Annotated in this window: 20 protein-coding genes and 1 tRNA gene; 10 read left to right on the top strand and 11 right to left on the bottom strand. The window is 69.5% G+C overall.

The annotated features are described in order from the left end of the window. Both CAP_RS34425 and CAP_RS34420 read left to right on the top strand, forming a co-directional pair. Positions 1–862, top strand: an 862-nt coding sequence (locus CAP_RS34425; protein WP_044248734.1) for a histone deacetylase family protein, incomplete at its 5' end; no start/stop codon positions are given. A gap of 133 nt (positions 863–995) precedes the next feature. Beyond that, a tRNA-His gene (locus tag CAP_RS34420) sits at positions 996–1071 on the top strand. A gap of 72 nt (positions 1072–1143) precedes the next feature. Here the strand turns inward: CAP_RS34420 and CAP_RS34415 are convergent. From CAP_RS34415 to CAP_RS34395, 5 genes are all read right to left on the bottom strand, one after another. Continuing rightward, the gene (locus CAP_RS34415; RefSeq protein WP_044248732.1) at positions 1144–1530 is read right to left on the bottom strand and encodes a VOC family protein; all 387 of its coding nucleotides are present in this window, start codon (positions 1528–1530) and stop codon (positions 1144–1146) included. Positions 1531–1590: 60 nt separating this feature from the next. Further along, positions 1591–1896 (bottom strand): HNH endonuclease family protein, encoded by a 306-nt coding sequence (locus tag CAP_RS34410; protein WP_044248692.1) that lies wholly within the window; start codon positions 1894–1896, stop codon positions 1591–1593. A 109-nt stretch (positions 1897–2005) separates the two neighbouring features. Then, positions 2006–4261: a M4 family metallopeptidase gene (locus tag CAP_RS34405; protein WP_044248690.1), complete on the bottom strand. Its 2256-nt coding sequence runs from the start codon at positions 4259–4261 to the stop codon at positions 2006–2008. A 584-nt stretch (positions 4262–4845) separates the two neighbouring features. Further along, positions 4846–6030: a matrixin family metalloprotease gene (locus CAP_RS34400; protein WP_081865559.1), complete on the bottom strand. Its 1185-nt coding sequence runs from the start codon at positions 6028–6030 to the stop codon at positions 4846–4848. A 545-nt stretch (positions 6031–6575) separates the two neighbouring features. Continuing rightward, a complete protein-coding gene (locus CAP_RS34395; protein ID WP_052376516.1) occupies positions 6576–8228 on the bottom strand; it encodes a S8 family peptidase in 1653 nt (550 codons plus the stop codon). 322 nt (positions 8229–8550) lie between these two features. On the opposite strand from CAP_RS34395, the gene CAP_RS55320 reads away from it, so the two are divergent. The 4 genes from CAP_RS55320 (at position 8551) to CAP_RS34380 (ending at position 11413) form a co-directional block, all read left to right on the top strand. Beyond that, positions 8551–8679 (top strand): hypothetical protein, encoded by a 129-nt coding sequence (locus CAP_RS55320; RefSeq protein WP_269324900.1) that lies wholly within the window; start codon positions 8551–8553, stop codon positions 8677–8679. A 27-nt stretch (positions 8680–8706) separates the two neighbouring features. After that, entirely contained in the window at positions 8707–9558 is an 852-nt protein-coding gene (locus tag CAP_RS34390) for a protein kinase domain-containing protein (protein WP_044248687.1), read from the top strand. Between the two features lie 13 nt (positions 9559–9571). Beyond that, positions 9572–10747 (top strand): trans-sulfuration enzyme family protein, encoded by a 1176-nt coding sequence (locus CAP_RS34385; RefSeq protein WP_044248684.1) that lies wholly within the window; start codon positions 9572–9574, stop codon positions 10745–10747. A 78-nt stretch (positions 10748–10825) separates the two neighbouring features. Continuing rightward, positions 10826–11413, top strand: a complete 588-nt coding sequence (locus CAP_RS34380; RefSeq protein WP_052376515.1) for a hypothetical protein — start codon at positions 10826–10828, stop codon at positions 11411–11413. A gap of 163 nt (positions 11414–11576) precedes the next feature. Here CAP_RS34380 and CAP_RS34375 read toward each other — a convergent pair whose 3' ends face one another. Further along, on the bottom strand, positions 11577–12491 hold the full coding sequence (locus CAP_RS34375; RefSeq protein ID WP_231511853.1) for a Stp1/IreP family PP2C-type Ser/Thr phosphatase: 915 nt from the start codon (positions 12489–12491) through the stop codon (positions 11577–11579). A gap of 128 nt (positions 12492–12619) precedes the next feature. Next, positions 12620–13177 carry a ribosome recycling factor gene (gene frr, locus CAP_RS34370; protein WP_044248719.1) on the bottom strand — a complete coding sequence of 186 codons (558 nt, stop codon included), beginning with the start codon at positions 13175–13177 and terminating at the stop codon, positions 12620–12622. 254 nt (positions 13178–13431) lie between these two features. On the opposite strand from frr, the gene CAP_RS34365 reads away from it, so the two are divergent. From CAP_RS34365 to CAP_RS34355, 3 genes are all read left to right on the top strand, one after another. Continuing rightward, the gene (locus CAP_RS34365) at positions 13432–14931 is read left to right on the top strand and encodes a sigma-54-dependent transcriptional regulator (RefSeq protein ID WP_044248682.1); all 1500 of its coding nucleotides are present in this window, start codon (positions 13432–13434) and stop codon (positions 14929–14931) included. 42 nt (positions 14932–14973) lie between these two features. Beyond that, on the top strand, positions 14974–16443 hold the full coding sequence (locus tag CAP_RS34360) for a protein kinase domain-containing protein (RefSeq protein WP_044248680.1): 1470 nt from the start codon (positions 14974–14976) through the stop codon (positions 16441–16443). Between the two features lie 137 nt (positions 16444–16580). Beyond that, positions 16581–17942, top strand: coding sequence for a hypothetical protein (locus CAP_RS34355; RefSeq protein WP_156041397.1), 1362 nt, complete (start codon positions 16581–16583; stop codon positions 17940–17942). 3 nt (positions 17943–17945) lie between these two features. Here CAP_RS34355 and CAP_RS34350 read toward each other — a convergent pair whose 3' ends face one another. Both CAP_RS34350 and CAP_RS46190 read right to left on the bottom strand, forming a co-directional pair. Then, positions 17946–19883 (bottom strand): ATP-dependent DNA ligase, encoded by a 1938-nt coding sequence (locus CAP_RS34350; protein ID WP_044248675.1) that lies wholly within the window; start codon positions 19881–19883, stop codon positions 17946–17948. Positions 19884–19887: 4 nt separating this feature from the next. Next, on the bottom strand, positions 19888–20874 hold the full coding sequence (locus CAP_RS46190; protein WP_197041481.1) for an RAD55 family ATPase: 987 nt from the start codon (positions 20872–20874) through the stop codon (positions 19888–19890). On the opposite strand from CAP_RS46190, the gene CAP_RS52835 reads away from it, so the two are divergent. Then, positions 20858–21103 (top strand): hypothetical protein, encoded by a 246-nt coding sequence (locus tag CAP_RS52835; RefSeq protein ID WP_197041480.1) that lies wholly within the window; start codon positions 20858–20860, stop codon positions 21101–21103. The genes CAP_RS46190 and CAP_RS52835 overlap by 17 nt on opposite strands. Before the next feature lie 210 nt (positions 21104–21313). Here CAP_RS52835 and CAP_RS46180 read toward each other — a convergent pair whose 3' ends face one another. Both CAP_RS46180 and CAP_RS34335 read right to left on the bottom strand, forming a co-directional pair. Next, a complete protein-coding gene (locus tag CAP_RS46180; RefSeq protein ID WP_156041395.1) occupies positions 21314–22888 on the bottom strand; it encodes a protein kinase domain-containing protein in 1575 nt (524 codons plus the stop codon). A gap of 6 nt (positions 22889–22894) precedes the next feature. Next, complete coding sequence (locus tag CAP_RS34335; RefSeq protein ID WP_044248673.1) at positions 22895–23335, bottom strand: response regulator; 441 nt, start codon at positions 23333–23335, stop codon at positions 22895–22897. Between the last annotated feature and the right edge of the window lie 59 nt (positions 23336–23394).

The following is a 23394-nucleotide window of genomic DNA, read 5'->3' as shown; positions in this document are numbered from 1 at the left end:
GGGGGCTGCGGGGGCTGCGGGGGCTGCGGGGATGAGAGGCGCGGGGAGCGCAGGGAGCGCGGGGAGCGCAAGGAGCGCTGGTGGGGAGGGCGCCGCGGTGGCTTCCTCGGTGGGGATCGCGCTGCTCCGGCCGCCGGGACACCACGCGACGCGGCGGGTGGGGATGGGGTTCTGTCTGCTGGACAATGTGGCGATCGCAGCGCACGCGGCCTTGCAGAAGGGGCTGAAGCGGGTGGCGATCGTGGACTGGGACGTGCACCACGGGAACGGGACGCAGGACATCTTCTGGCGTGACCCGCGGGTGCTGTTCGTGTCGCTGCACCAGTGGCCATTCTATCCAGGGACGGGGCTGACCACGGAGGTGGGCGAGGGCGAGGGGCAGGGGTACACGGTGAACGTGCCGCTGTCGGAGGGCGCGACAGACGCGGTCTACTGCGCGGCGTTCGATGAGATCGTGCTGCCGGTGCTCGACGAGTACGCGCCGGAGCTGATCCTGGTGTCGGCAGGGTACGACGCGCACATGCGGGATCCGCTGGCGGCGATGCAGCTCACGGCCGCGGGGTACGGGGCGATGGCGGCGAAGCTGCGCAAGGCAGCCGCGAAGAGCGCAGAGGGGCGGCTGGGGTTGTTCCTGGAGGGGGGCTACTCGCTGGGAGCGCTGGAGGAGTCGATCGCGGCGACGCTGAACGCGGCGACGGGGTCCACGCCGAGGGCCATGCCGGCGGCGGGAGAAGAGGCGGCGAGGGGCGAGGTTGCCGGTCCGCGCGAGGATGTGGAGGCACACGGGCCCGTGACGCCACGGCATCGGTTCGAGCTGGACCGGGCGCGGCGGCATGCGCAGCGGTACTGGACGACGCTCTGAGCCGCAGGGCAGGTGTGAAGCTCAGGTGTGAAGCTCAGGTATACGGAGCGATCGCAGAGAAGCGCGATCAAGAGGATTGCACTCCGAGCTGATCTGAGTATGCTCTCTGCCCTGCTGCTTCTGGCGGCGTCTGGTGGGTATAGCTCAGGTGGTAGAGCACTGGATTGTGGCTCCAGTTGCCGCGGGTTCGAGTCCCGTTACTCACCCCAGGTTTCCGGTACTTTCAGTGGACGAGCAGAGGAGAGACGAGCCCTCTGATGGAATGAGGGCCGGGTCGCTCTTCACCCGCCGTGACACACAGCCTCGACGTTGTGGCCGTCGGGGTCGAGGATGAACGCGCCGTAGTAGCCGGGGTGGTACTCGGGGCGCAGGCCCGGGGCGCCGAAGTCCTTGCCTCCGGCGTCGAGGGCGGCGCGATGGAAGGTGTCGACCTCGGCGCGGCTCGCAGTGGCGAAGCAGACGTGCACCGGGGTGATGGTCTGGAGGTGCTCGGGCTGCTGGTAGGAAGCCGGGCCCTGGGCGATCCAGAACTCGGGCTTGGTGCGGCCGAAGCCTCCGAACTGGCCATACTCCCTGAGCAGCTTGATGCCGAGCGAGGCGAGGGCCTTCTCGTAGAAGGCGCGGGAGACGGCGTAGTCGCGCACGCTGAAGGTGACGTGGTCGAGGATGCTGGTCATGGGTGTCTCTCCTGGGTCAGCGCCGTGTCCGCAGGCAGCACCGGGGTGAGATCAGCGGGAGCGCCGGGCCTTCGATACGCGCACGCGGACCCTGCCGCCAGGGTCTTGCCTGGAGATGAACTTCACCATGGCGCGGAAGCCTTCGTGGGAGAGGAGCGCCTCGGCCGTGTTGTAGGTGCTCTCAAGCTCTTTGTTGGTGAAGGTGGCGTGAATGCCGCGGTGGCAGTCGGCGCAGATGGTCTCGGTGACCCGGCCACCTCGTGATTTGGGCACGAGGTGATGGTCCGAAGGGTGGTGGTTCGGGCGCTGGCAGAGGGGGCAGGGGTCGGGCAGATCGGGGGTGGATTTCACGACCACCGGGCGATCATAGCGCGCGGGAAGCCGCGCTGGCGCTGCAGGCGCAGGGGCTGCGGAGGCAGGTCACGCCAGCGCGGCGGGAGGGAGGGACGTCAGGGCGCGGTGTAGGTCAGGGCGCGGTGTAGGTCAGGGCCACGGAGTAGGTGGCCGCGCTGTAGCCCTTCACGCGGATGTAGGCCTGGGTCTGGCCCGCCGGGACGACCACTTCGCAGGTCTCGGCCGCGCCGCTCAGGTAGGGGCGGCAGGCGTACGCGGTGTCGGTGGGGGCCGCGCCGAACTGCACGTACAGGTCGGGGTCTCCGGTGCCGGACTGCACGGCCTTGAAGGTGGTGCCCGCCTTGACCGAGTAGGGGCCGTGGTTGTTGGCTGCGCTGGCCGCGACGCTGCCAGAGACCGTGGTGCTCTGGGGAGTGCCGCCGCCGCCCGCGGGGGGCGTGTAGCTCACGGCAATGCTGTAGTTGTTGGTGGCGGAGTAGCCGCGCACCGCGATGTACGCCTTGGTGGTGCCGGCAGGCACGGTGAGCGAGCAGGTTTCCGTGGCGCTGGAGAGGTAGGGGCGGCAAGCGTAGCTGGTGGAGGTGGGCGCCGATCCCCACCGCACGTACAGGTCGGGGTCTCCGGTGCCCGTCATCGCGGCAACGAAGGTCGTCCCGGCGGTCACGTCGAAGGAGCCGACCTGCGTGAGCGTGCTGCTCGAGCCGACAGTGCCCGTGACGGTGGTGGTGGTCGAGCCGCCGCTGCCGCCGCTGCCGCCGCTGCCACCGCTGCCGCCGGTGCCGCCGCTGCCGCCAGTGCCGCCGCCGCCGCCGCTGGGAGCGCTGCCGACGCCGACCGCGTACCAGGCACTGGACACCGCGTTGATCTCCGCCGCGGTGTAGCCGAGCTGGGTTGCGGCTTGCTCGGTGGCGGTGCGCGCGTTGGCGAACTTCGAGCTGGCGCTGAGGTAGTTGGTGTTCGCCAGGTAGAAGATCTGCGCAGCCTTGGCGATGCCGATGCCGGTCACGTTGATCGTGCTCTTGCCCTTCGGGTGGGTGCCGCCCTGGGACAGCAGGTAGAACGCCAGGTTGGCGATGCCCGAGTTGTAGTGAACGTCCACCGATCCGGCGGAGCTGGTCCAGTAGTCGAGCGAGTCACCGTCCAGCGAGGGGTTGTTCATGTAGCGGAGGGCGTCGCCCGACGTGGCGGGGGTCCAGACGTCCTCGCCCACCTTCCAGGTGTTGGCGCTGACCACCTGGCCGTCGCGGAACCACTCGCAGACGTTGCCGAAGATGTCGCTCATGGCCTCGTTCAGGCCGCCGGACTCGCCCGAGTAGGTGAGGTTCGACTCGTACTCGGTGACGCCGTGGGTCAGCTCGTGGGCGGTGACGTCCATGGAGGTGGCGAGGCTCGAGGCGGTCACGCCGTCGCCGTCGCCGTACACCATCTGGGTGCCGTCCCAGTAGGCGTTCACGTAGTTGCTCGAGTAGTGGACCGTGCTGATCAGGGTCAGCCCCGAGCCGTTGATGGAGTCACGGCCGAAAAGGGTGCTGTAGCAGTCGTAGACGCTTCCGAGCCGGTCGTAGTTGGTGTTGACGATGGTGTCGCTCACCGCGGCCTGGCCCTCGCTCCGCTTCAGCGTCCCGGGGGTGCTCGAGCCGTTGTTCGCCGAGTAGACCTTGCGGTTCTTCGCGGTGTGGATGTGCGGCATCCGCTGGGCGATCGAGCCGTCCACCGCGTTCACCAGCACGGTGTCGCGCACCGGCGTGCCGTCTTCGAGGGCGCCGGTCAGCTCGACCTGGTACACGAGGTCGAGGCGGTCCTCGCCGAGGTAGTAGGCGAGCGGGGCGCTCTCGGCCACGGTGGCCTCGGCGAGCCTCACGTCGTCGCGCGCCACCTCGAGGGCATCCGCGACGGGGATGCTCGCCTTGGTGGCGGCGGGCAGGTCGGAGCGCGCGCGGCCGTTCGCGGCGAAGACCTCGCCGTCACGCACGTGCAGGATCAGCTCGCCACCGATGACCGGGAGGCCGTTCTTGGTCTGCTTGAAGCGGAAGTGGTGGTCGCCGATCCGGTCGGTCTGGGCGCGCCGCAGGGTGAGCTCCGCGGGATTTGCCCGGAGCGCCGGGGCGATCGCCGCGAGCGCGGCGCTGAGGTTCGTGGCGTCGAGGTCCTTGGCGACCGCGATCTGGCCGAGCGATCCAGCCACGAAGCTCGGGGTGCCGGCCTCGTCTCGGTCCAGCACGCGCGCGTCAGGCAGGGCGTCCAGGAACACCTGGACGTCGAGGTCGTTGCCCTGCACCCCCAGGTCACCGTTGTCCGTGCTCTGGCACGCAGCAATCGTGCTCGCAGCCCACACCACCGCCAGGCCCCGCCACAGCTTTCGATTCATCACGGCACGCTCCTCCGGTTCTCACACGATGCGATGGACGAGGACCGCTCCCCGACGCCAGGTCGACCCCTCCGGACATGCCGGTCCCAGAGACTTCCCGTGAAGCCCTGGAGAAGAGGGTCGACTGTGGGGAACAGGTCCGACGCGCCGCGGCGCTCGGGCGCTCTCCCCACAGCGCGGGGTGGAGCGCGATTCGCCGCAGACGCCGAGACGAATACGCCTGCCGAAGAGCACCTACAAGCAATCAAGTGTGAGCAATTGTGTAGGCGAGAAAAGACAGAATGGTGGCGCCAAATTCGCGTGGCCACGAAAGCCAGAGCGCGACTGCGCTGGAATCCTCTGGCGGAGGGCGAACGCGGCGCTCTGCGGGAATGGCGGGGGCGGGGAAGCGGGGCGTAACCCGCGCAGAGAGCGCGGGCTCAGGAGGAGCCGCGCTGGCGGGGAGAAAGGCCGCGATGGGGGGAGAGAGGCCGCGCAGGTTCAGGCGGCTCGGAAGCGGGGGGGAGGAGAAGGCCGCGCTGGCGCTGAAGGTGCAGGAGCGTCGCGAAGACGTCACTCCAGCGCGGCTGGGAGGGGAACGAACGTCAGGGAGCCGTGTAGGTCACGTTGAGGTTGTAGGTACCGGCAGAGTACCCACGCACCGAAACGTAAGCCTTGGTGATGCCGGCGGGCACGGTGAGGTTGCAGCTCTCCGTGGCGCCCGAGAGGTAGGGACGGCAGGTGTAGGCCGTCGTGGTGGGCTGCGAGGTCCACCGCACGTACAGGTCGGGATCGCCGGTGCCCGTCATCGACGCCGTGAACGCGGTCCCGGGCTTCACGTCGGCATAGCCGAGGTGGCTGAACACGCCCGCGGCGACGCTGCCAGTCAGGTTCTCCGTGGTCGCGCCGCCGCCGCTGCCGCCGCTGCCGCCGCTGCCGCCGCCGCCAGGCGCGCCGTAGAGGGCTGCCGCACCCTGCGCATCCTTGGTGGAGATGTTGAGGGCCCAGCTGCTGATGCCGTTGCACTGCGGGTAGTGCATGACGGAGGACTGGTCATAGGTGGTGAGCGCGCGCCAGTTGTTGTCCTCGAAGCAGGTGCCCGACTCGGGGCGGGTGTGCTCGTGCCGGAAGCCGAGGGTATGGCCGAGCTCGTGGCGCAGGATGCCGGTCAGGGAGGGATCCCCGCTGCTGCCGAATGCCGTGTTGTCGATGAGCACGTTGCGGGCCGAGCGGGCGTCGTTCGGGAAGAACGCGCGCGCCAGGTACTGGCCGCCGACATTCACAGGCCGGACGTCGAAGACGACGCCGGACTGGCTCGCGGTGCAGTTGCTATCGAGGTTCGAGCTGTGGACGAAATTGACGTTCGCCACGTTCTCCCAGGCAGTCGTGGCGCTGTTCATCGCCGCGACGACGGCATTGTAGTTGCCGTTGAAGGTGGTGCTCACGCAGTAGGTGATGTTCAACTTCTGGGTGTCGTTCCACTTCGCGTCGGCGCTGCCGACCCTGTGCACGATCAGCGCGCCGTCGCGCACGTGCTGCTCGTAGAACTCGCGGAGCAGCTTGACGTCGGCAATCATCTCGTCGCCATTGACGATGAAGACGCCGGACTCTTCCTCCTGGAAGACGCTCGCCCGGAACTCCTCCCAGGACATCTGGTTGGTGCCAACCTCTTCGACGCCTTCGTCGCCCACATCAGCGACGCAGCCGACCCCGGCCAGGGTGGCGCTGCACGCAACCAAAGCAAGCTTCAGGATAAGACCGCCGCTCTTCTTCGACCCTGCAGAGATCATGCACCCGACTCCTTTACGTATGCCTCGTCCGAGCACCTACAACCGGTGCGACGATGCGGAATAGCGAGATACTTGATCGGTTCCAAAATTGATAGACCAACGCGCAGCGGTACGCACAATTCAGACTCAAACGTTTCAAAATTTCGTTTGCACAGCACGGATAACCGTGCCGGGTCATGGATGCTCGCGTTAATGGCTTGATGCGTCAGTATCCAGACCGACGGAGTGCACGGTGACCGGCCGGTCAGGATCATGGGTGTTACGCGCGCCGAGGAGTGGGAGCTGGGCGGCAAGGACGCGTGCCGCTGGATGAATGCGTCTCGGCTGCGCAAACGCCCCATGCGGGCATACCGCCATGCTGTTGTGGACGACGCACCGGTGACGCACGCCAGCAGCGCAGGATGTCAGGGCGCGATCGGCATTACGGTCTCTTCGAGGGGTGGGCGACGGACGAGGAGGCATCCGGGAATGCCTCCATGTCGCGGGGAACCCGTCGTTTCGGGGGTGCGGTGTCCCGGCCTACCGGGGCTGGTGCAGGGGCCGGTTCAGGGACCGGCAGCGGCGTAGGTGCCGACGAGGGTCACGGCCGCGAAGGCCTCGTAGGCCCTGAGCGACACGTGGTACGTGCCGGCCTGGGGAGCGTCGAAGGTGCAGAGCTCGGCATTGCCCACGAGATAGGGTCGGCAATCGTGAAGGGTGAGGGTGGGCTGGGTTCCATGCTTCACGTAGAGGTCGGCGTCGCCCGTACCCCCGGAGATCTGGAACTGCAGGGATGCCGCTCCCGCAGGGACGACCAGGGTGTGATGCGTCCAGCCGTCAGCAGCGGCGGCGAGGCCGCTCCGGGCGATGCCATTCTGCAAGGTCCCCGCGGCAGCAGGTGTCTCGTCCACGTCGGCGCCGACGTAGAGCAGGAGGTTCGGGGAGCCGCTGCCAGGGTTGCGCACCCTGTCAGGGGTCGCATTGGCGACGAGCGCGTCGCGCACCTCCTGGGAAGTCGCGGTGGGGCTGCTGGACAGAACCCGGGCGGCGGCGCCAGCCACGTGGGGGCTCGCCATGGAGGTGCCGCTGAGCACCTTCGAGGCGGTATTGCCGGTGTACCAGGCGGACTGGATGCCGGCGCCGGGGGCGAAGAGGTCGAGGCACGGGCCCGTGTTGCTGAACGACGAGCGGACATCGGAGGAGGACGTGGAGCCGACGGTGATGGCGGCCGGGGTCCGGGCCGGGGAGGCCGAGCAGGCGTTCCTGCCGTCGTTGCCCGCGGAGACGACGAAGGTCACGCCGGCGCCGATCGCGGCCGCCACGGCGGCGTCGAGGGCCTGGGAGGAGGCGCCGCCGAGGCTCATGTTGGCGACGGCAGGCTTCACGTGGTTCAGCCGCACCCAGTCGATGCCGGCGATGACGTCGGCGTTCGATCCGGTGCCGTCGCAGTCGAGGACGCGCACGGCGTGGAGGGTCACCCCGGGGGCGACGCCGACCGTGTCGCCTCCGAGCGTTCCGGCGACGTGGGTGCCATGGCCGTTGCAATCGGCAGGGTTCGCGTCGTTGCCGACGATGTCGCGGCCAGCGCCGACGCGGCCCGTGAACTCGGTGTGCGTGGCACGAATGCCGGTATCGAGGACATAGGCGTGGACACCCGCGCCGTCGGCATAGCCTGGCGCATAGGTGCCGTCCCTCGGGAGGTTGCGCTGGTCGATGCGGTCGAGCCCCCAGACGACACTGGCGTGCATCACCTGGTCCTGCTCGATGTAATCGACGTCGGGATCCTCCGCGAGCCGGAGGGCTTCCTCCTCGGTCATGTCGGCAGCGAAGCCGTTCAAGGCGCCCCGGTACACATGCCGGAGCGCGGTCCGCTGGAGGCCGAGGCGGGAGAGCAGGCGCTCGGCGCGGCGGTGAGGCTCCTGCGTCTCCTGGGGCCTCAGGAGACGCTCCGCGGGATCTGCGCCCTCGAGCAGCTCGCCGTCGCGCAGCGTGACGATGTACCTGCCCTCGACGAGCAGGGATGCGCCTTCCGGGATCCGGAGCTTCGGGAGATCGGCGCGAGGCGCGCGCCGGTCGCCATCAGGAGGAATCTCGGCCTCACCCTGGTCCCCGTCGCGCATGTCGCGCATGTCGCGCGGTGCTTCGAGACACCCCGTGGCAATGAGTTGAAAGAATGGCGCAGCGAGCGCTGTGTAGATGAACCTTCCGAGCTTGCTCATTCTCAAATTCTCCACTTCCATCCGCCACGAAATCAGGGCAGTCGAATGACGTAGGCATACGTCTTCGGTAGTGGACGTCTCGCGCCACCCTGGCTTCCGGCCCCTGAACCCATACTAGGATCAACATTACTCCGAGTCCAGCAGGGGTCGGCTGTTGCTCCCGCCGAAGAACGAATGCAATGCAATCGCCGCCCGGTGCGTATGCAGCCTCTCACCTGCGTCGCGCGAGAGGGTGGCAATGCGCTCGAAATGACCAGTGGGCGCGCGGAGAGGCCGACCGGGGCGACGCGTAGCGATTTCGGGTGGCTCCGCTGGTGTCGGTATGGCGCGCGAGGGCCGGGTGGGGTACGGCTCGGATCGCACTGGCGCCACGCTCGCGGTGGTGGTGCTCCGGACGGCGATGGTCGACGAACGGGGCGTCACCGCTCAGCCGCGAGCAGGGCCGCGGTGAGTCCCGTCAGGATCGGTCCGAGAGGTCATGTATCCCGCCCCGGAAGGTACGGAGTTCGTCGAGCACCTCGGCGCTGGCAGCGTCTTCGATGTGGCCGTGGTGCGGCAAGGAGGCCGCGCGATCGTCTGCAAGCGCCTGAACGGGCGGGCGCTCCGTGAGCCGGCAGCGCGGGCAGCGCTGGTGCGGGAGGCCAAGGTCCTGGCGCTGGGGAGACATCCGGCGCTGCCGCTGCTCCTCGGGGTGGGGTCGGATGGGCACGGGCCGTTCGTGCTGGAGAGCCGGCAAGAGGGGTCGTCGCTGCGCATGGTGCGGGAGGGGTGGCAGGCGCGGGGACGGCAGCCGCCGCGGCTCCTCGTGAACCACGTGGTGCGGGCAGCGATCGAGGTGCTCGCCGAGGTGCACGCGCTCGAGCGGGTGGATGGTGGGGGGCCGCTCGGGCTGGCGCACGGGGATCTTTCGCCCGATCATGTGATCCTCGGACCGATCGGGGAGGTGGGCTTCGTGGATCTCGGCGCTGCGCGCTTTGCGGGGATGGAGGCCGGGCTCCTCACGGCCGATCGCGGCACCCTCCCGTTCGTGGCGCCCGAGGTGGCGCGGGGGGAGTCGCAGCCCACGCAGACGGGCGATGTGTATGCGCTCGCGGCGGTGCTCGCGGCCTTCGTCACGGGGGCGCCGCTGGTCCGCGCAGAGAGCGAGGCCGCCGCGCTCGCCGAGATCGGGGAGCACGGGCTGTCGCTCGATGCGCTGCGGTCGGAGGGGGTGCTCACACCGGGTGCGCGCGCGGCGCTCCTGTGGGCGCTGGAGCGCGATCCAGCGGACAGGCCGGAGAGCGCGCGGGTGCTGGTCGAGGCGCTGGACGACGGGGGCGAGGTGCGGTGATAAGGTGGCCGCGATGAAGCCGGATCGGAGCTACCAGGGACTCGCCCTCGACACCCTCGCCGTTCACGCTGGCCAGCCCCCGGACCCCGTGAGCGGGGCCGTAATGACGCCCATCGTGCTCGCGAGCACGTTCGCACAGGAGCGGCCCGGTCAGCACAAGGGGTTCGAGTACTCGCGCAGCGGCAACCCCACCCGCAAGGCGCTGGAAGACTGCCTGGCGACGCTGGAGGGAGGGACGCATGGCCTGGCCTTCTCCAGCGGCAGCGCGGCCACCGCCACGCTCCTGCACACGCTCAAGCCTGGGGACGAGGTGCTCGCGGGCGACGATCTGTACGGGGGCACCTTCCGTCTCCTGGACAAGGTGATGCGGCCGATGGGGATCGGGTCGCGCTTCCTGGACCTGCGCAACCTCGACGCCGTCCGGGAAGCGATCACCCCGAAGACCCGGATGATGTGGCTCGAGACGCCCACCAACCCGATGCTGAAGGTGTTCGATGTCGCGGCGCTCGCGACCATCGCAAGGGAGCGGGGGATCACGCTGGTCGTCGACAATACGTTCGCGACGCCGGTGCTGCAGCGGCCCCTGGAGCTCGGGGCCCACGTGGTGGTGCACTCGACCACGAAGTACCTGAACGGTCACTCCGACGTGGTGGGCGGCGCGCTCGTCACGGCGGACGGAGCGCTGGCGGAGCGGCTCGGGTTCCTGCAGAACGCCATCGGCGCCATCCCGAGCCCCTTCGATTGCTACATGGTGCTGCGGGGGCTCAAGACGCTGGGGGTGCGGGTGCGGGCACAGTCCGCCTCCGCCTCCGCCATCGCCTCACGGCTGGAGCAGCATGCGGCCGTGGAGCGGGTATTCTACCCCGGGCTCGCGTCCCACCCGGACCGGGCGCTGGCGGAGCGGCAGATGAAGGGGCCGGGCGCCATGATCACCGTGGTGCTGCGGGGCGGCCTGCCGTTTGCGGAGACGTTCCTGGAGTCGCTGCAGATCTTCTCCTGCGCGGAGAGCCTCGGCGGCGTGGAGTCGCTCGCGGAGCACCCGGCCATCATGACCCACGCCTCGATACCGGCCGAAGCGCGCGCGGCGCTGGGGATCTCGGACGGGCTGGTCAGGCTCTCCGTGGGCCTCGAAGCCGAGGCCGATCTCTGGGGGGACATCGCGCAGGCGCTCGGGCGTGCATCCCGGTAGGGTTTGCCCGCGCTCACCCGAGTGCGCTACAAGCGAAGAGCGGCGCTTCGGTGTCGCCTTCGACTCATGGAGCGCGTGATGAGCTTGAGCCGCCTCGATCTGGCCCCCGTTCTCGGAGTTCTCTCCCTGCTGGTCTGCGGATGCAGCGATCCGGTGCCGCCGACGCCGCGAGGCGGCTTCGACGTCAACTGGGTGGACTCTCCTGTGGAAGAGTGTCCGATCCGGAGCCACAGGGCCCAGGTCGGCAGCCCCACCGCGACCGACCCCGGCACGAAGCTCGTCGATGGCGAGGAAGGCGCGGAGATCGAGTGCTCAGTGACCGGGGCCGGTCCCTTCAAGGTCAGCGCCTCGGCCGTGCAGGGGGCGAACATCCTCCGGCTCAACATCCCCTCCATCTCGCCGAGCGCCTCCCAGGCTGCGCCGGCCTCCGGGAGTGTGAACTTCCGCTCGGCCGAGTTGACGAGCGGCAGCGTCAGCTCGGACAGCACGGTGCCCTGCACCTTCTGGTTCCCGGATGGCCGGTCGGAGGACCAGCGCGTCACCGGCGGCAAGATCTGGGTCGCCTTCGAGTGCTCGCGCATGCTCACCCCCCCCATGAACAATCCCTGCAAGATCAGCGAGAGCTACGCGCTCTTCGAGAACTGCGACACGGGCGAGGAAGAGTAGGGCCTGCACCGCTGGAGCAGGGATCCGTCGGTTCGTCGGCCTCCGCGCTCCTACGCCCCCTGCGCCCCTGCGCTCCCGGCGGGCGCTATCTCTCGGAGAGACGGCGTGACCTGTCGCCGGCGCCAGGCTGGGACCCCGGCGTCGCCCGTCGCTGACGCGCGGCTCAGGACTCTTCGGGGGAGGAGGGTGGGACCGGGGCGGTGTTCGGGGCAGTGGGCGTCACCTGCTCGGACGCCGGTGGAAGCTCCGCCTCGTACACCGGGATGCCTTCCGGCTCGGTCGGCGCGTCGAGCGGGTCCACGAGCGGCTCCTCTTCCTGGAAGCGGATCGCCAGCACGGTGATGTTGTCGTCGCCGCCGTTCTCGTTGGCGCGGCTGATGAGGAGACGACACGCCTCGGAGACGTCGACCGTCGACTCGACGATCTCGAGGATCTGCTCGTCGGCGAGCATGCCGCTCAGGCCATCCGAGCAGAGCAGGAACACGTCCCCCGTCTGCGGGTCGTCGTTCATCAGGTCGACGACGACGTTGTCCTGCATGCCGAGCGCCCGGGTGATCACGTTGCGAGGGAGCTCCGCGCGCTGCTCCTCGGTCAGATCGGGCATGGCCGCGATGTAGTCGTTGAACAGGGAGTGGTCCCGGGTGAGCTGGGTGATCACCCCACCCCGGATGCGGTAGGCGCGGCTGTCGCCGACATGCCCCACGTAGAGCCGGTTCTTCTTGCGAGAGAAGAGGGCCCCGACCACGGTGGTGCCCATCCCCGCGCAGTCGCGCGAGCGCAGGCTGCGCTCGAAGATCTGCCGGTTCGCGACCCGGATGCCGGCGACGAGCCGGTTCTCTTCCTCGGACAGGCTGGTGTCGAAGTGGAAGGGCCAGGTGGCGTCCTCCCGGGCCGTGGTGCGGAAGAAGTCCGCGATCGACTCGGTGGCCATGCGGCTCGCGACATCGCCCGCGCGGTGCCCGCCCATGCCATCGGCGACGATGAACAGATCATACTCGGACAGTACAGCGTAGCTGTCCTCGTTGTGATCGCGCTGGAGGCCGACGTCAGTCAGCCCTGAAGCGACAGCACGTAGCACCTCGTGATTCCTCGGGATGGCTCCGGGTCGGAGGCTCGGGAGAACGTTTCGTTTCATGTGTCCGGATGTGTGTCAAACCGCGGCGCCGTCTCCGGGATGCCAGCAGACGCGGGGACCAGTGCAGGGGCTCACACCTCCAAGATCTCCTTTTCTTTGCTGGCGATGATCGTGTCGACCTGCTTCGTGGCCTCCGCGATCATGTCCTCCACCTTCTTCTTGGTGCGCTCCGCGTCGTCGCCGCTGACCTTGCCGTCCTTGTCGAAGGCGTCGATCATCTCGTTGGCGTCCCGGCGGTTCTTGCGGATGGCGACCTTGCAGTCCTCGCCGGAGCGCTTGGTCAGCTTGACCATCTCCTTGCGCCGGTCCTCGGTCAGGGCGGGGATGGGGATGCGGATGAGGACCCCGTCGGTCTGCGGGTTGAGCCCGAGTTCCCCCTCACGGATCGCCTTCTCGACGGCCTTCGTCTGACTCTGCTCCCAGGGCTTGACGGTGATCAAGCGCGGCTCCGGGACACTCACGGTGGCCATCTGGGAGAGCGGCGTGGGGACGCCGTAGTAGTCCACCCGGATGCTGTCGAGCATCCCGGCGTGGGCGCGCCCCGTGCGCACTTTCGACAGATCGCGTCGGAGCGCCTCGATGGCTTTCTCGTTCGCGCTGCGCAGATCCTTGATGACATCCTCGAGCATGATCCCGTCTTCCTCCGCGGTGGAGCTCACCGAGCCCCGCCCACCTCCCAGGCTGGGGCGGAGCTTACCGCGGATTTCGGGAGCGGCGCAGAAATCGATCCCGCCGTCGACACGACCACGGGCCCGTGCGGATTTGTCCGCGGGGAGCACCAGAAGGGAAGCCAACCTCCCTCCCGGGGCGGCCTGGCCTTGACACGGGGCGGCGGCACCCCCTGCGCAGCCGCATCTGTAGTAGGGCTATGGGGGGAGCGCCCATGCTCGACCTTGACTTGAGCAGCTTCGATGTCCTCGTCGTCGATGACGAGCAGGACAACCTCGATGCTTTCCGGTTCGCGTTCAGGCGGACGTTCCGATTGCACTACGCGCTGGGCGGCGCGCAGGCGCTGGACATGCTCGACCGGATCGACCCGGCGGTGATCATCAGCGACCAGCGGATGCCCGGCATGGAGGGCATCGACTTCCTCGAACGCGCCAAGCAACGCCGACCGGACGCCTTCGGGATCCTGCTCACCGCGTTCGCGGACATCCCCGTGCTCGTCGACGCCGTGAATTCGGGCGCGGTGGACCGGTACGTCCAGAAGCCCTGGCACTCGAAGGAGCTCACGGCCATCCTCCGCCAGGGGATCCAGGTGTTCTCCACCCTGCGGGAGAACCGCAGGCTCCGCGAGCAGCTCTCTCTCTACGCCGGCTACCTGGAGCGCGAGCAGCGCGACCCCATCGACTTCGGCGAGCTCGCGGGCGACAGCCCCGCCCTCAAGCAGGTCATGAGCCGCATCGAGGAGGTCGCCCCCACGGCCACCCACGTGCGCATCGAGGGCGAGCAGGGCTGCGAGAAGGACGTCGTGGCGCGCGCCATCCACGTGGGCTCGCCGCGCGAGGAGCACCCGTTCGTCCGGGTGACGTGCGCCGCCTTCCGCGTCGACGCCTTCGCCCTGGAGCGGGAGCTGTTCGGCTGGCGGCGGGGTGCCTTCGAGGGCGCCTTCGTCGACCGGGCCGGGCGCCTGGAGCTCGCCCACCGGGGGACGATCTACCTCGACGAACCCTGGCCGCTCACCCCCTCGCTCCAGGCGCGTCTCCTCCGCCTGCTCAGCGACGGAGAGGTCGAGCGTGTCGGCGCCACCGAGAGCCTCCGGGTGGACGTGCGCATCATCGTCTCGCTGACCTCCAGCATCGCCGAGGCGTGGGAGCGGGGCAAAGTGCTGCCCGAACTCGTGTCCAGGCTCAGCGTCTTCCCGGTGCGGCTGCCGCCGCTGCGGGAACGCCGGGGGGACATCCGCGTGCTGGCCGAGCATTTCCTGCGCAAGTACGCGCGGCGCAACGCGCGGGCTGCCACGTCGCTCTCGGAGGAGGCCCTCGCCAAGCTCACGGCCTACGGCTGGCCCGGGAACGCCCGCGAGCTGGAGAACGTGGTGGAGCGCGCCGCCATCCTCTCACGAGGCGACGTGATCCAGCCCGAGCACCTCGCCTACGCCTCCCGCACCTCCTCTCGCCCTGCCCCGCCTCCGGCGCCGGACGGCGAGGAGACAGCAGCGTCGGTCCCGCCCATCCCTCAGAGCAGCCCGCCGATGTCCCAGGGCAGGGGGTCGAACGCCTCGAAGGTGCACCTCACCGCCCAGCTCGAGGACGTCGAGCGCCAGGAGCTGCTCGCGGCCATGGCCAGGTTCAACGGCAACAAGGCGGAGGTGGCCCGCTACCTCGGCATGCAGAGGACCTCGCTCTACTACCGCCTGAAGCGGCTGGGGCTCGACACCTGAGCGTATCGACGCCGGGGGCGACTTGCGGCAGAGTACCGGCGCATGCTCCATGTCGGTGACCGCGCGCCGGATATCGACGCGATCTCAAGCGACGGCGAACGCTTCGTGCTCTCCGCGCAGACGTCCCTCTGCACGGTGATCTACTTCTACCCGAAGGCGTTCACCCCCAACTGCAGCGCCGAGACGGTCCTCTTCCGGGAGAACTACCTCGAGCTGATGCTCGCGGGCGCGAAGGTCGTGGGCGTCAGTACGGACGACATGCCCACCCAGTGCCGGTTCGCCAGCACCACGCGGGCCCCCTTCCCGCTCGTACCGGACCCTGACAAGAAGATCAGCAAGGCGTGGGGCGTGCTGCGCCCCCTGCTCCGCGTCGCCCGCCGCGTCACCTTCGTGGTCGGCCCGGACCTGGTGGTGAAGGCCGCGTTCAAGCACGAGTTTCTGGTCCGCCACCACCGCGACGACGTCCTCTCCTTCGTGAACCAGCTCTTCACCGCGGAGCGGACGCAGAAGCCGCAGGGACAGGCGGCGATCTCCCTCTACGACGCCCCTCACGACGCCCCGACCCTGGCCGCGCCCCCCGCACGGTCCCCCTCGCCCATCACCAGCGCCCCGCGCTCCGCCTCGCCCCCCACCAGCGCCCCGCGCTCCGCCTCGCCCCCCACCAGCGAGCCCCGCAACTCGGTGCGTCCCCGCGAGGTGATCGCCGACCGCTTCGAGCTCACCCGGCGCGCAGCTTCGGGCGCGAGCGGCGACGTCTACTTCGCGCACGACCGCGTGACCGGGCACCCGGTCGCGCTCAAGCTCCTGCGGGGAGGCCCCGAGCGGGACGACGCGCGCTTCGAGCGGGAGGCCCGCATCCTCTCGGATCTCGCCCACCCGGGCGTGGTGGCCTACGTCGCGCACGGCACGGACAGCGAGGGCAACGCCTACCTGGCGACCGAGTGGCTGGAAGGCGAGAGCCTCGCCAGGCGCCTCGCCCGCGAGCCAGCGCTCACCATCGCGGAGAGCGTGGCGCTCGCGCTGCGGGTCGCGACCACCCTCGGCGCTGCCCACGAGCGCGGCATCATCCACCGCGACCTCAAGCCCACCAACCTGTTCCTCCCCGGCGGCGACATCCACCAGGTGAAGCTGCTCGACTTCGGCGTCTCCCGCCCCACCCTCGACAGCAACCAGCTCACCACGCCCGGCGACATGATCGGCACCCCCGGCTACATGGCTCCCGAGCAAGCGCGCGGAAAGAGCTCGGTCGACGCGCGCGCCGACGTCTTCTCGCTCGGATGCGTGCTCTTCCGGTGCGTCACCGGCCGCGATGCCTTCCTCGGCGACGACATGGTGGCGCGGCTGATGGCGGTGGTGAGCCAGGAGGTACCTCCCGCCCGATCGGTGCGCCCGGAGGTCTCGCAGGAGCTCAGCGATCTGCTGGAGCGGATGCTCTCGAAGTCTCCCGAAGGTCGGCCCGAGGATGCCCGGGCCGTCGCGGCGCAGCTCACCCGCCTCAGCGCTCCCCACTGACAGCACGCCGGAACGGGCGGGGTCGCGAACCGTCGGCCAGAGTACGACGCCACAGACACCCGGCCTGGACGGACCGGAGCGGTCATCCGCAGCGAGATTCTCGCGCGCGACCCCCGGTTCGCGCCACAATGGGCGGCATGGGATTCTGGCCGTTCGGACGGGACCCTGCGGAGGTGGAGACCGCCTCCCGGGTCGTCACGGCGGAGACGCGCGACCACCGTCGGGTCCGCGCCAAGCTGACCGTTCATTTTCGTGATGCTCAGACACAGGCCGACGCCGACGACGCCGCGGATCGCTGCGCCCATCTGGCGGAGCTCCTCTTTCACGAGGTCCCGGGTCACGAGCACCTCCTCGGGAACGAGCAGAGCATCAGCGCCACCCTGACCACCCGCCTTCCGGCCGGGCTCCCGGCGCTCCGCAGCCTGGACATCGCGGCCCTCCACGTCCTCGGAGAGCTTGGCGGCAACACCCGCAGGCGGGCCTCCACCCTGCCTCCCCCCGGCGCAGCAGGAGACATCCGCCTCCCCGCCACCACGCCACCGCCGAGCAGCGTCACGCCTTACTCCCCCACGGCGACGTACGCGACGCCAGGTCCCCCGCTGGTGTCGACGGGGCGCCCGTCGAGCACCATCCTCCCGGGCTCCATGCCCCCCGCGTCCATGGCGCCCGCGTCCATCCCGCCGAGCATCATCCCGCCGAGCATCATCCCGCCCGGCACCATCCCTCCCAGCGCCCTGCCGAGCGCCATCCCTCCCAGCGCCCTGCCCCCGGTGAGCAGCGTCCTTCCTCCCGGCAGCGTGCCCGGCCCTCCTTCCTCGGTCAGCCATCGCGGCGGCCCGGGCTCCGTCTCGCAGCGGCGCCGCTCCATCTCGAGCAGCCTGCGCAACGTCACCGCCTCCATCGTGCCGCCGCGTGGGGCCTCGCTCGCGGAGATCGGCGTCGCCCTCTCGCCGCTGCTCCGCGACGCCACCACGCGCCTGCTCCTCGGATTCCTGCGCATCCACGACCTGGTCACGATCCGGAGGATCCCCCTCGACGAGCGCGCCACGGAACTGCTCGCCCAGCTCCTCCCCGTGTCCGAGGCGCCTGCCGGCGAGTTCGAGGCGAGCCGCGCCCAGGAGATCGCCCGGTGGAACGGGCTCCTCGGCCAGCCGGTGATGGAGTCCCTGCGCGCCGAGGCTGCCACGCTCGCCGCCCTGCTCGCGCGCACCGCGCTCGCCCAGGTGGGCCTGATGCCGAGGCTCGCCGAGGAGATCCTGGAGTCGCTCTGCAACGCCGCCTTCCCGGCCGCCGAGGGCCGCATCGGCGCAGCGGCAGCCGTCGCCATCGCCACCGAGCAAGAGCTGACCAGCGACGCCGCCCACAGCATGGCCCGCATCCTCGGCTACACCGAGGTCGAGCCCCTGGAAGCTGCCCTCTCTCCCCTGCTCACCTCGGTCTCTGACGACGCCACCCTCATCGGCCAGATGGCGAAGCTGTCCCTCGGGATCTCCGTCTGACGCTCAGCCCACCCGCTGCTCTAGGTAGATCTCCTCGAGCGCCCGCACGTGGTCTGCCTCTTCTGCCGGCTTGTCGGCGCGGATCATCGCGATCTTCGGGTCCCGCAGGGTGAGCCGCCCGTCGCTGTCACGCGCGATCCCCTCGAACTTCACGGTCACCACCACGTAGGGCCGCAACTCGTAGCCGGCCCGCGCCCCCGAGGCGCTCTTGCGCTCGATGCGCCGCCCCGTGAGCAGCCCTTCCCGCAGGATCTCCGCCTGGATCTCCGCGTCGCGCTCCCGGTCCACGCCCGCCACGTCGCCCACATCCTCGAACCCAGCGTCGCCGCGCGCCGCGATCACGTACGAACCGAACGCGCCCACCCGCTCCTTCGTGGTCACCGCCAGCACCGCGCCGGTGAGCACCAGATCCAGGGTGATCTCCGGCTTGCGCTTGAGCCAGGTAGGGTCCCGCTCCGAGAGCCGGTAGCGGCCCTCCAGGTCCTTCACCACGATCCCCTCGTACCGTTGCGCGCGGAAGTGGTGGTAGAGCCGGCTCACGTCCTCACGCGTCGCGGCGAGCTGCCCGTCCGCGAGCCCCACGGGCACGGGGAGCGGCATCCCCGCGAGCGGCGCGACCAGCATCGACAGCCACCGCCGACGCTCGGAGAGCGGCAGCCCCGTGAGGTCCTGCCCGTTCAGGTAGATCAGATCGAACGCCGCGTACTTCAGGCTCACCGGCGTGGCCCGCTCCCCCTGCAGCGCCGCGTACACCTCGTACACCGTCGCCGGCCGCGGACCTTCCAGATCGATCACCGTGCCGTGGAGCTCCCCGTCCACGATCGCGTTCCTGGCGCCCAGGCTCTTGATGGTCAGGTCGAGCCCCGCCACCAGCTCCAGCCAGTCACCGCGGTTGCGCGTGTACGCGCCGCACAGCATCGCCCCCCGCGCATCGGTCGACTTGTGGAGCATCAACCGGATGCCGTCGTACTTGCGCTCCACCCACACCGGCAGCTTCTTGATCTCGTCCGTCGTCCCGCTCGCCAGCGCGGGACGCACCGCCACCAGCGGCTGGAGCTGGATCTTCCGCAGCCCTGCCGGTCCCTCCTGCGAGAGCACCCGCGCCACGTGGAACGCATCGGTCAGCGCCATCGCGTGGGACACGGCCTCCTCGGAGGCCCCGTAGGTCCCCGCGAGCATCCGCGCGATGAGGGGCCCCTGGTAGTCGAACCCGAACCCTGCCTTGCGCAGGAGCAGCTTGGCCAGGAAGTACGCCTCCACCTTCCCGCACCGGGCGAGGAGCGCGCGCAGGATCTCGAACTTCGCGTTGCGCCGCGCGTCGGGCAGAAACCGGAGCACCTCCAGCACCTCGGCCGCCGTCAGCGCCGGCTCCAGGGTCAGGCTCGGCCGCGCCATCGCGAACAGCACGGCCACGTCGCCCACCGCCGAGAGCCGATCCAGCACCTCCCGCCACCCGATGAGCTGCACGCTCATCAGCAAGCGCACCAGGCTGTCGCGCTGGAACGTCCCCGACCGGCCCATGAACGGGTCCCCCAGGATGCAGGCGATCTTCTGCTCCGTGCTCAGCCCGAGCTTCTTGCCGAGGAGCTGCCCCAGCAGCGCCTCGCGCCCCGCGGTGTCCGGAGGCGGCCCGATCCGCATCCCGAAGAGCTGCGCCGCGCGCTCCGGCGCCATCCCGCTGAGCGGCAGGAAGAACCCGGTGCACAGCGCATGGAACGGGATCGCATCGAGCGCCGAGGCGGGCACCTCCGGGCTCTTGCCCTGGGCCACCCGCTCCCGCGAGAGCCTCTCCACCAGGAAGCGCAGGTGGACCGGCATCCCCACCACCCGCTCGATGTAGCTCCCTTCGAGCTGCCGCTCCCCGATGGAGCGCAGCACATCGGACAGGTGCGCCGTCCGGGCGAACCAGCCCCGGATGTCATCCGCCTCGACGAACTTCACGGCCTCACCTCGCCGGCAGCACCGCGTAGTCCGCGGGCTGCGCCGCGTGCACCCCCATCAGCCCCGTCCCGGGCTCCCGGGAGACGCGGATGGGGTGCGGGAAGATCGGCGTCGTCACGCTCTTCACCGCGCTGATCACGTCGATCTTCTCGCGGTACTTCCCGCCCCACTGCTCCGCCTGCTCCTTGGAGCCGAGGCTCATCTCCTCGATCAGGAACACCACGTCTGCCGTGTGCTGCAGCGCCTCTCCGCCCACCGGCAGGCCCGTGTCCCGGATCTGACCGATGCAGATGCAGGTGATCCCCTTCGAGTGGTTGTACGTCTTCAGCGCCGACAGGTTGTCGGCCGTCCGGTTCTTCGTCGGATCGAGCATGTTCAGCGAGTCGATCACCACGAACCGGATGTTCTCCCGCTCCACCAGGTAGCGGTACTTGCCGACGAAATCGTCCCAGCTCTGGCCCTTGTGGTACTGGCTCTCCAGCACGAAGACGTTCTCCAGCACCTCCTTGGCGAACGTCTCCTCGTCGAGCTGCGTCGCGGCCATCCCGATCTTGGTCATCCGCGAGCAGAGGTCGTCGCGCCCCGATCCCTCCTCGTCGTGGAAGCCCTCCTCGGCGATCACGAACGCCACCTTCTGCCCCCCCTGCGCGACCCGCGCCATCCCGGCCAGCGCCGACCGCGTCTTGCCCTTCCCCGGCGGCCCCGCGAGCGCGATGGTGCACCCCTTCGGCACCCCCCCGAGCGCGTTCTTGCCGTCCTCGGTCAGGCAGAGCAGGTCCAGCACCGACCCGAGCTTCACGGCCTCCTGCGTCTTGATGCGGTCGGCGATCAGCGACGGCCGGATGATGTCCGCGTCCAGCCCTGCGCCCGCCTCGGCCGTGGCCGCCCCGCCAGCGAAGGGAATGGCAGACGGATCCAGGGGCGGCGCCACCATTCCCCCCATCATCATCTGCATCATCTGCATCATCGCCATCATGGGGTTCCCCCCCATGGGCATCCCCATCCCCGGCATCATCCCCGGCATCATCCCGGGCGCCATCCCCGGCATCATCCCGGGTGCCATCCCTGGCACCCCGCCCGGCATCCCTCCCGCTCCCATCCCGTACGGCATCCCTGGCGCCATTCCCGGCATCGCGCCCGGCATTCCTCCAGGCACCATCCCGGGTGCCATTCCGGGCATCATCCCGGGGTACACGCCCATGCCGCCGGGCGCTGGCTGAGCCTGCGCATCACTGCTGGAAGGAGCGTCTCCCCCTCTGGAGGTCTTCTTCGTGGCCATGGCGCCGCATCCTTACGGGAACAAGCCATGACCTATCACCACAAACAGACGTTCTCACCCCGGGGTGTGCACTTTCTGTCGCGGCCTTCCCCCTCATCTTGCCCTACTGGAAGAGGATAGACCCACTGCACCCAGGCAGTGACGTGCAGGGTCAGGACATGGCGACTGCTGGCGTCGCCTCGAAGAGCGCCCGCTCCAGCTCCGCGAGCATGCGCTCCACGCTCGGGAACCTCGCCGCCGGGTTGCGCGCCATCGCCTTGCCGATGATGGTCGCGCAGACCTCGGGCACATCCGTCTTCAGCGTGTGCACCGAGGGCGGCGAGCAGAAGCAGTGCCCCCAGAGGATGCGCTTGCTGTCACCCTCGTAAGGCGGTTTGCCCACCAGCATCGCGTGGTAGGCGGCGCCCAGCGAGTAGATGTCGCTTGCCGGTCCCACCCGCTCTCCCTGGCACTGCTCGGGGCTCATGTAGTGCAGCGTCCCCGCGATCACCCCCAGCGCATCGCTGGCAGACACCATCGAATCGCCGGAGGCCACCGCCTGGGCCAGCCCGAAGTCGGCGATCCGCACCACCCCGTCCGTGCCGAGCAGGATGTTGTCCGGCTTGATGTCCCGGTGCACCACGCCTGCCGCGTGCGCCGCAGCGAGCCCACGGCAGACATCTGCCGTGACCTCCGTGGCCTGCCGCCAGTGGAGCGGCCCACCCGCCGCGATCAGCCCCTGCACACTGCTGCCGCGGATGAGCGGCATGGCGATGAAGTAGGCCCCTTGCCACTCGCCGATGTCGTAGATCCCCACCACGTTCGGGTGATCGATCTGCGCCGCCGCCCGCGCCTCTCGCTGGAAACGCCGCAGCGCATCCGGATCCTTCGCGAGCGCATCCGGCATCACCTTGATCGCCACCTTGCGCCGCAGGATGGTGTTCTCCGCCTCGTAGACCACGCCCATCCCGCCGCGACCGATGCGGCCGGTGATCGCATAGTTGCCGATGCGCGTCCCCGTGGGCAGGTTCTCCGCCTGGGGCCGCGCCCCGGCGCGCACCGTCTGCGCCTGACCGATGGCAGGCGACCACCCCGAGGGCGGCGTTCCTTCGGGCACCACACCCGGCGGAGTCCCCGGGACTGCCCAGCCTCCTTGCAGCGGCGCCCCTCCCTGCCCCGCGCCCCCAGACGGCCCACCCACCGTCGGCCGTGCACCCACCGTCGGCGCTCCGCCCACCGTCGGTGCTCCACCCACCGTCGGCGCTCCGCCCAGCGCCGGCTCACCCACCGTCGGCACCGCGACCGAGGCCGGCATCGCCCCCCGCTGCGCCACCACGCTCGCGAGCTGAGCAGCCTCTCGCCGCCCCCGCTCCACGGCGTAGCGCACCGCCCTCACCAGGGACGGCGCCGTGATCTTTCCCTTGGGCAGGTAGTCCTGCGCGCCCTCGTGCACGGCCCGCAGCGCCAGCTCCTCGTCGTCGAGGTTCGAGAGGATGACGATCGGCAGCGCCGGGGCCGCCATGTGAATCTTGACGAAGCCCTCGAACCCGAAGCTGTCAGGCAGCGACAGATCGAGCAGCACCACGTCGAAGGCCCGCTCCGCGATCGCCTTCAGCGCGAGCGCGACCCGATCCACGTGGACCACCTCCAGATCCGACGCGGCTGCCTCGGACACCATCTCGCGCAACAGGCGGGCGTCCGCAGGGTTGTCCTCCACGAGGAGAATGCTGATGGAACGAGCTTCCATGGTCACTCAATCACTCAAGAGCTGCGCGGTCGTGAGCCAGAACTCCTCGATCGTGCGTATCACCTGGATGAAGCAGTCCAGATCGCCAGGCTTCGTTACGTAGCAATTCGCGTGCAATCCATATGCCCGCTGCACGTCCTCTTGCGACGCAGAGCTCGACAGCACCACCACGGGGATGTGCATCAGCGCCTCGTCGGCCTTGATCTCCTGGAGCACTTCGGCCCCGTTCTTCTTGGGCAGGTTCAGATCGAGCAGGATCAGGTCCGGTCTGGGCGCACCGACATACTTGCCCTGCCGACGCAGGAACGCCACCCCCTCCACCCCGTTCGAGGCAACGCTGAGCCTGGAGCGCGCCTCCGTACCGCCGAGCGCTTCCCGCACCAGGCGCGCATCGCTCGCGCTGTCGTCGATCAGCAGGATGTCGAAGCGCCTCGCAAGCTGGCCCATATGGCTACTCTACATGGGGTCTCCAGCCAGTGTGCGCCACCCGCTCGGCGTGCACGCTG

Source organism: Chondromyces apiculatus DSM 436 (genome assembly GCF_000601485.1).
Classification (GTDB): Bacteria; Myxococcota_A; Polyangia; order Polyangiales; family Polyangiaceae; genus Chondromyces; species Chondromyces apiculatus.
Note: the sequence above shows the minus strand (reverse complement) of the source record. Positions and strands in the feature narration are given on the sequence as shown.

Bases quoted from the DNA above. Each gene is read 5' to 3' on its own strand.
- CAP_RS34390 (WP_044248687.1), top strand. From the start codon at position 8,707: ATGTATCCCGCCCCGGAAGGTACGGAGTTCGTCGAGCACCTCGGCGCT.
- CAP_RS34365 (WP_044248682.1), top strand. From the start codon at position 13,432: ATGCTCGACCTTGACTTGAGCAGCTTCGATGTCCTCGTCGTCGATGAC.
- CAP_RS34385 (WP_044248684.1), top strand. From the start codon at position 9,572: ATGAAGCCGGATCGGAGCTACCAGGGACTCGCCCTCGACACCCTCGCC.
- CAP_RS34395 (WP_052376516.1), bottom strand. From the start codon at position 8,228: ATGAGCAAGCTCGGAAGGTTCATCTACACAGCGCTCGCTGCGCCATTC.
- frr (WP_044248719.1), bottom strand. From the start codon at position 13,177: ATGCTCGAGGATGTCATCAAGGATCTGCGCAGCGCGAACGAGAAAGCC.
- CAP_RS34360 (WP_044248680.1), top strand. From the start codon at position 14,974: ATGCTCCATGTCGGTGACCGCGCGCCGGATATCGACGCGATCTCAAGC.
- CAP_RS34355 (WP_156041397.1), top strand. From the start codon at position 16,581: ATGGGATTCTGGCCGTTCGGACGGGACCCTGCGGAGGTGGAGACCGCC.
- CAP_RS34400 (WP_081865559.1), bottom strand. From the start codon at position 6,030: ATGATCTCTGCAGGGTCGAAGAAGAGCGGCGGTCTTATCCTGAAGCTT.
- CAP_RS46180 (WP_156041395.1), bottom strand. From the start codon at position 22,888: ATGGAAGCTCGTTCCATCAGCATTCTCCTCGTGGAGGACAACCCTGCG.
- CAP_RS52835 (WP_197041480.1), top strand. From the start codon at position 20,858: ATGGGGTTCCCCCCCATGGGCATCCCCATCCCCGGCATCATCCCCGGC.
- CAP_RS55320 (WP_269324900.1), top strand. From the start codon at position 8,551: ATGGCGCGCGAGGGCCGGGTGGGGTACGGCTCGGATCGCACTGGCGCC.
- CAP_RS34405 (WP_044248690.1), bottom strand. From the start codon at position 4,261: ATGAATCGAAAGCTGTGGCGGGGCCTGGCGGTGGTGTGGGCTGCGAGC.
- CAP_RS34335 (WP_044248673.1), bottom strand. From the start codon at position 23,335: ATGGGCCAGCTTGCGAGGCGCTTCGACATCCTGCTGATCGACGACAGC.
- CAP_RS46190 (WP_197041481.1), bottom strand. From the start codon at position 20,874: ATGGGGGGGAACCCCATGATGGCGATGATGCAGATGATGCAGATGATG.
- CAP_RS34380 (WP_052376515.1), top strand. From the start codon at position 10,826: ATGAGCTTGAGCCGCCTCGATCTGGCCCCCGTTCTCGGAGTTCTCTCC.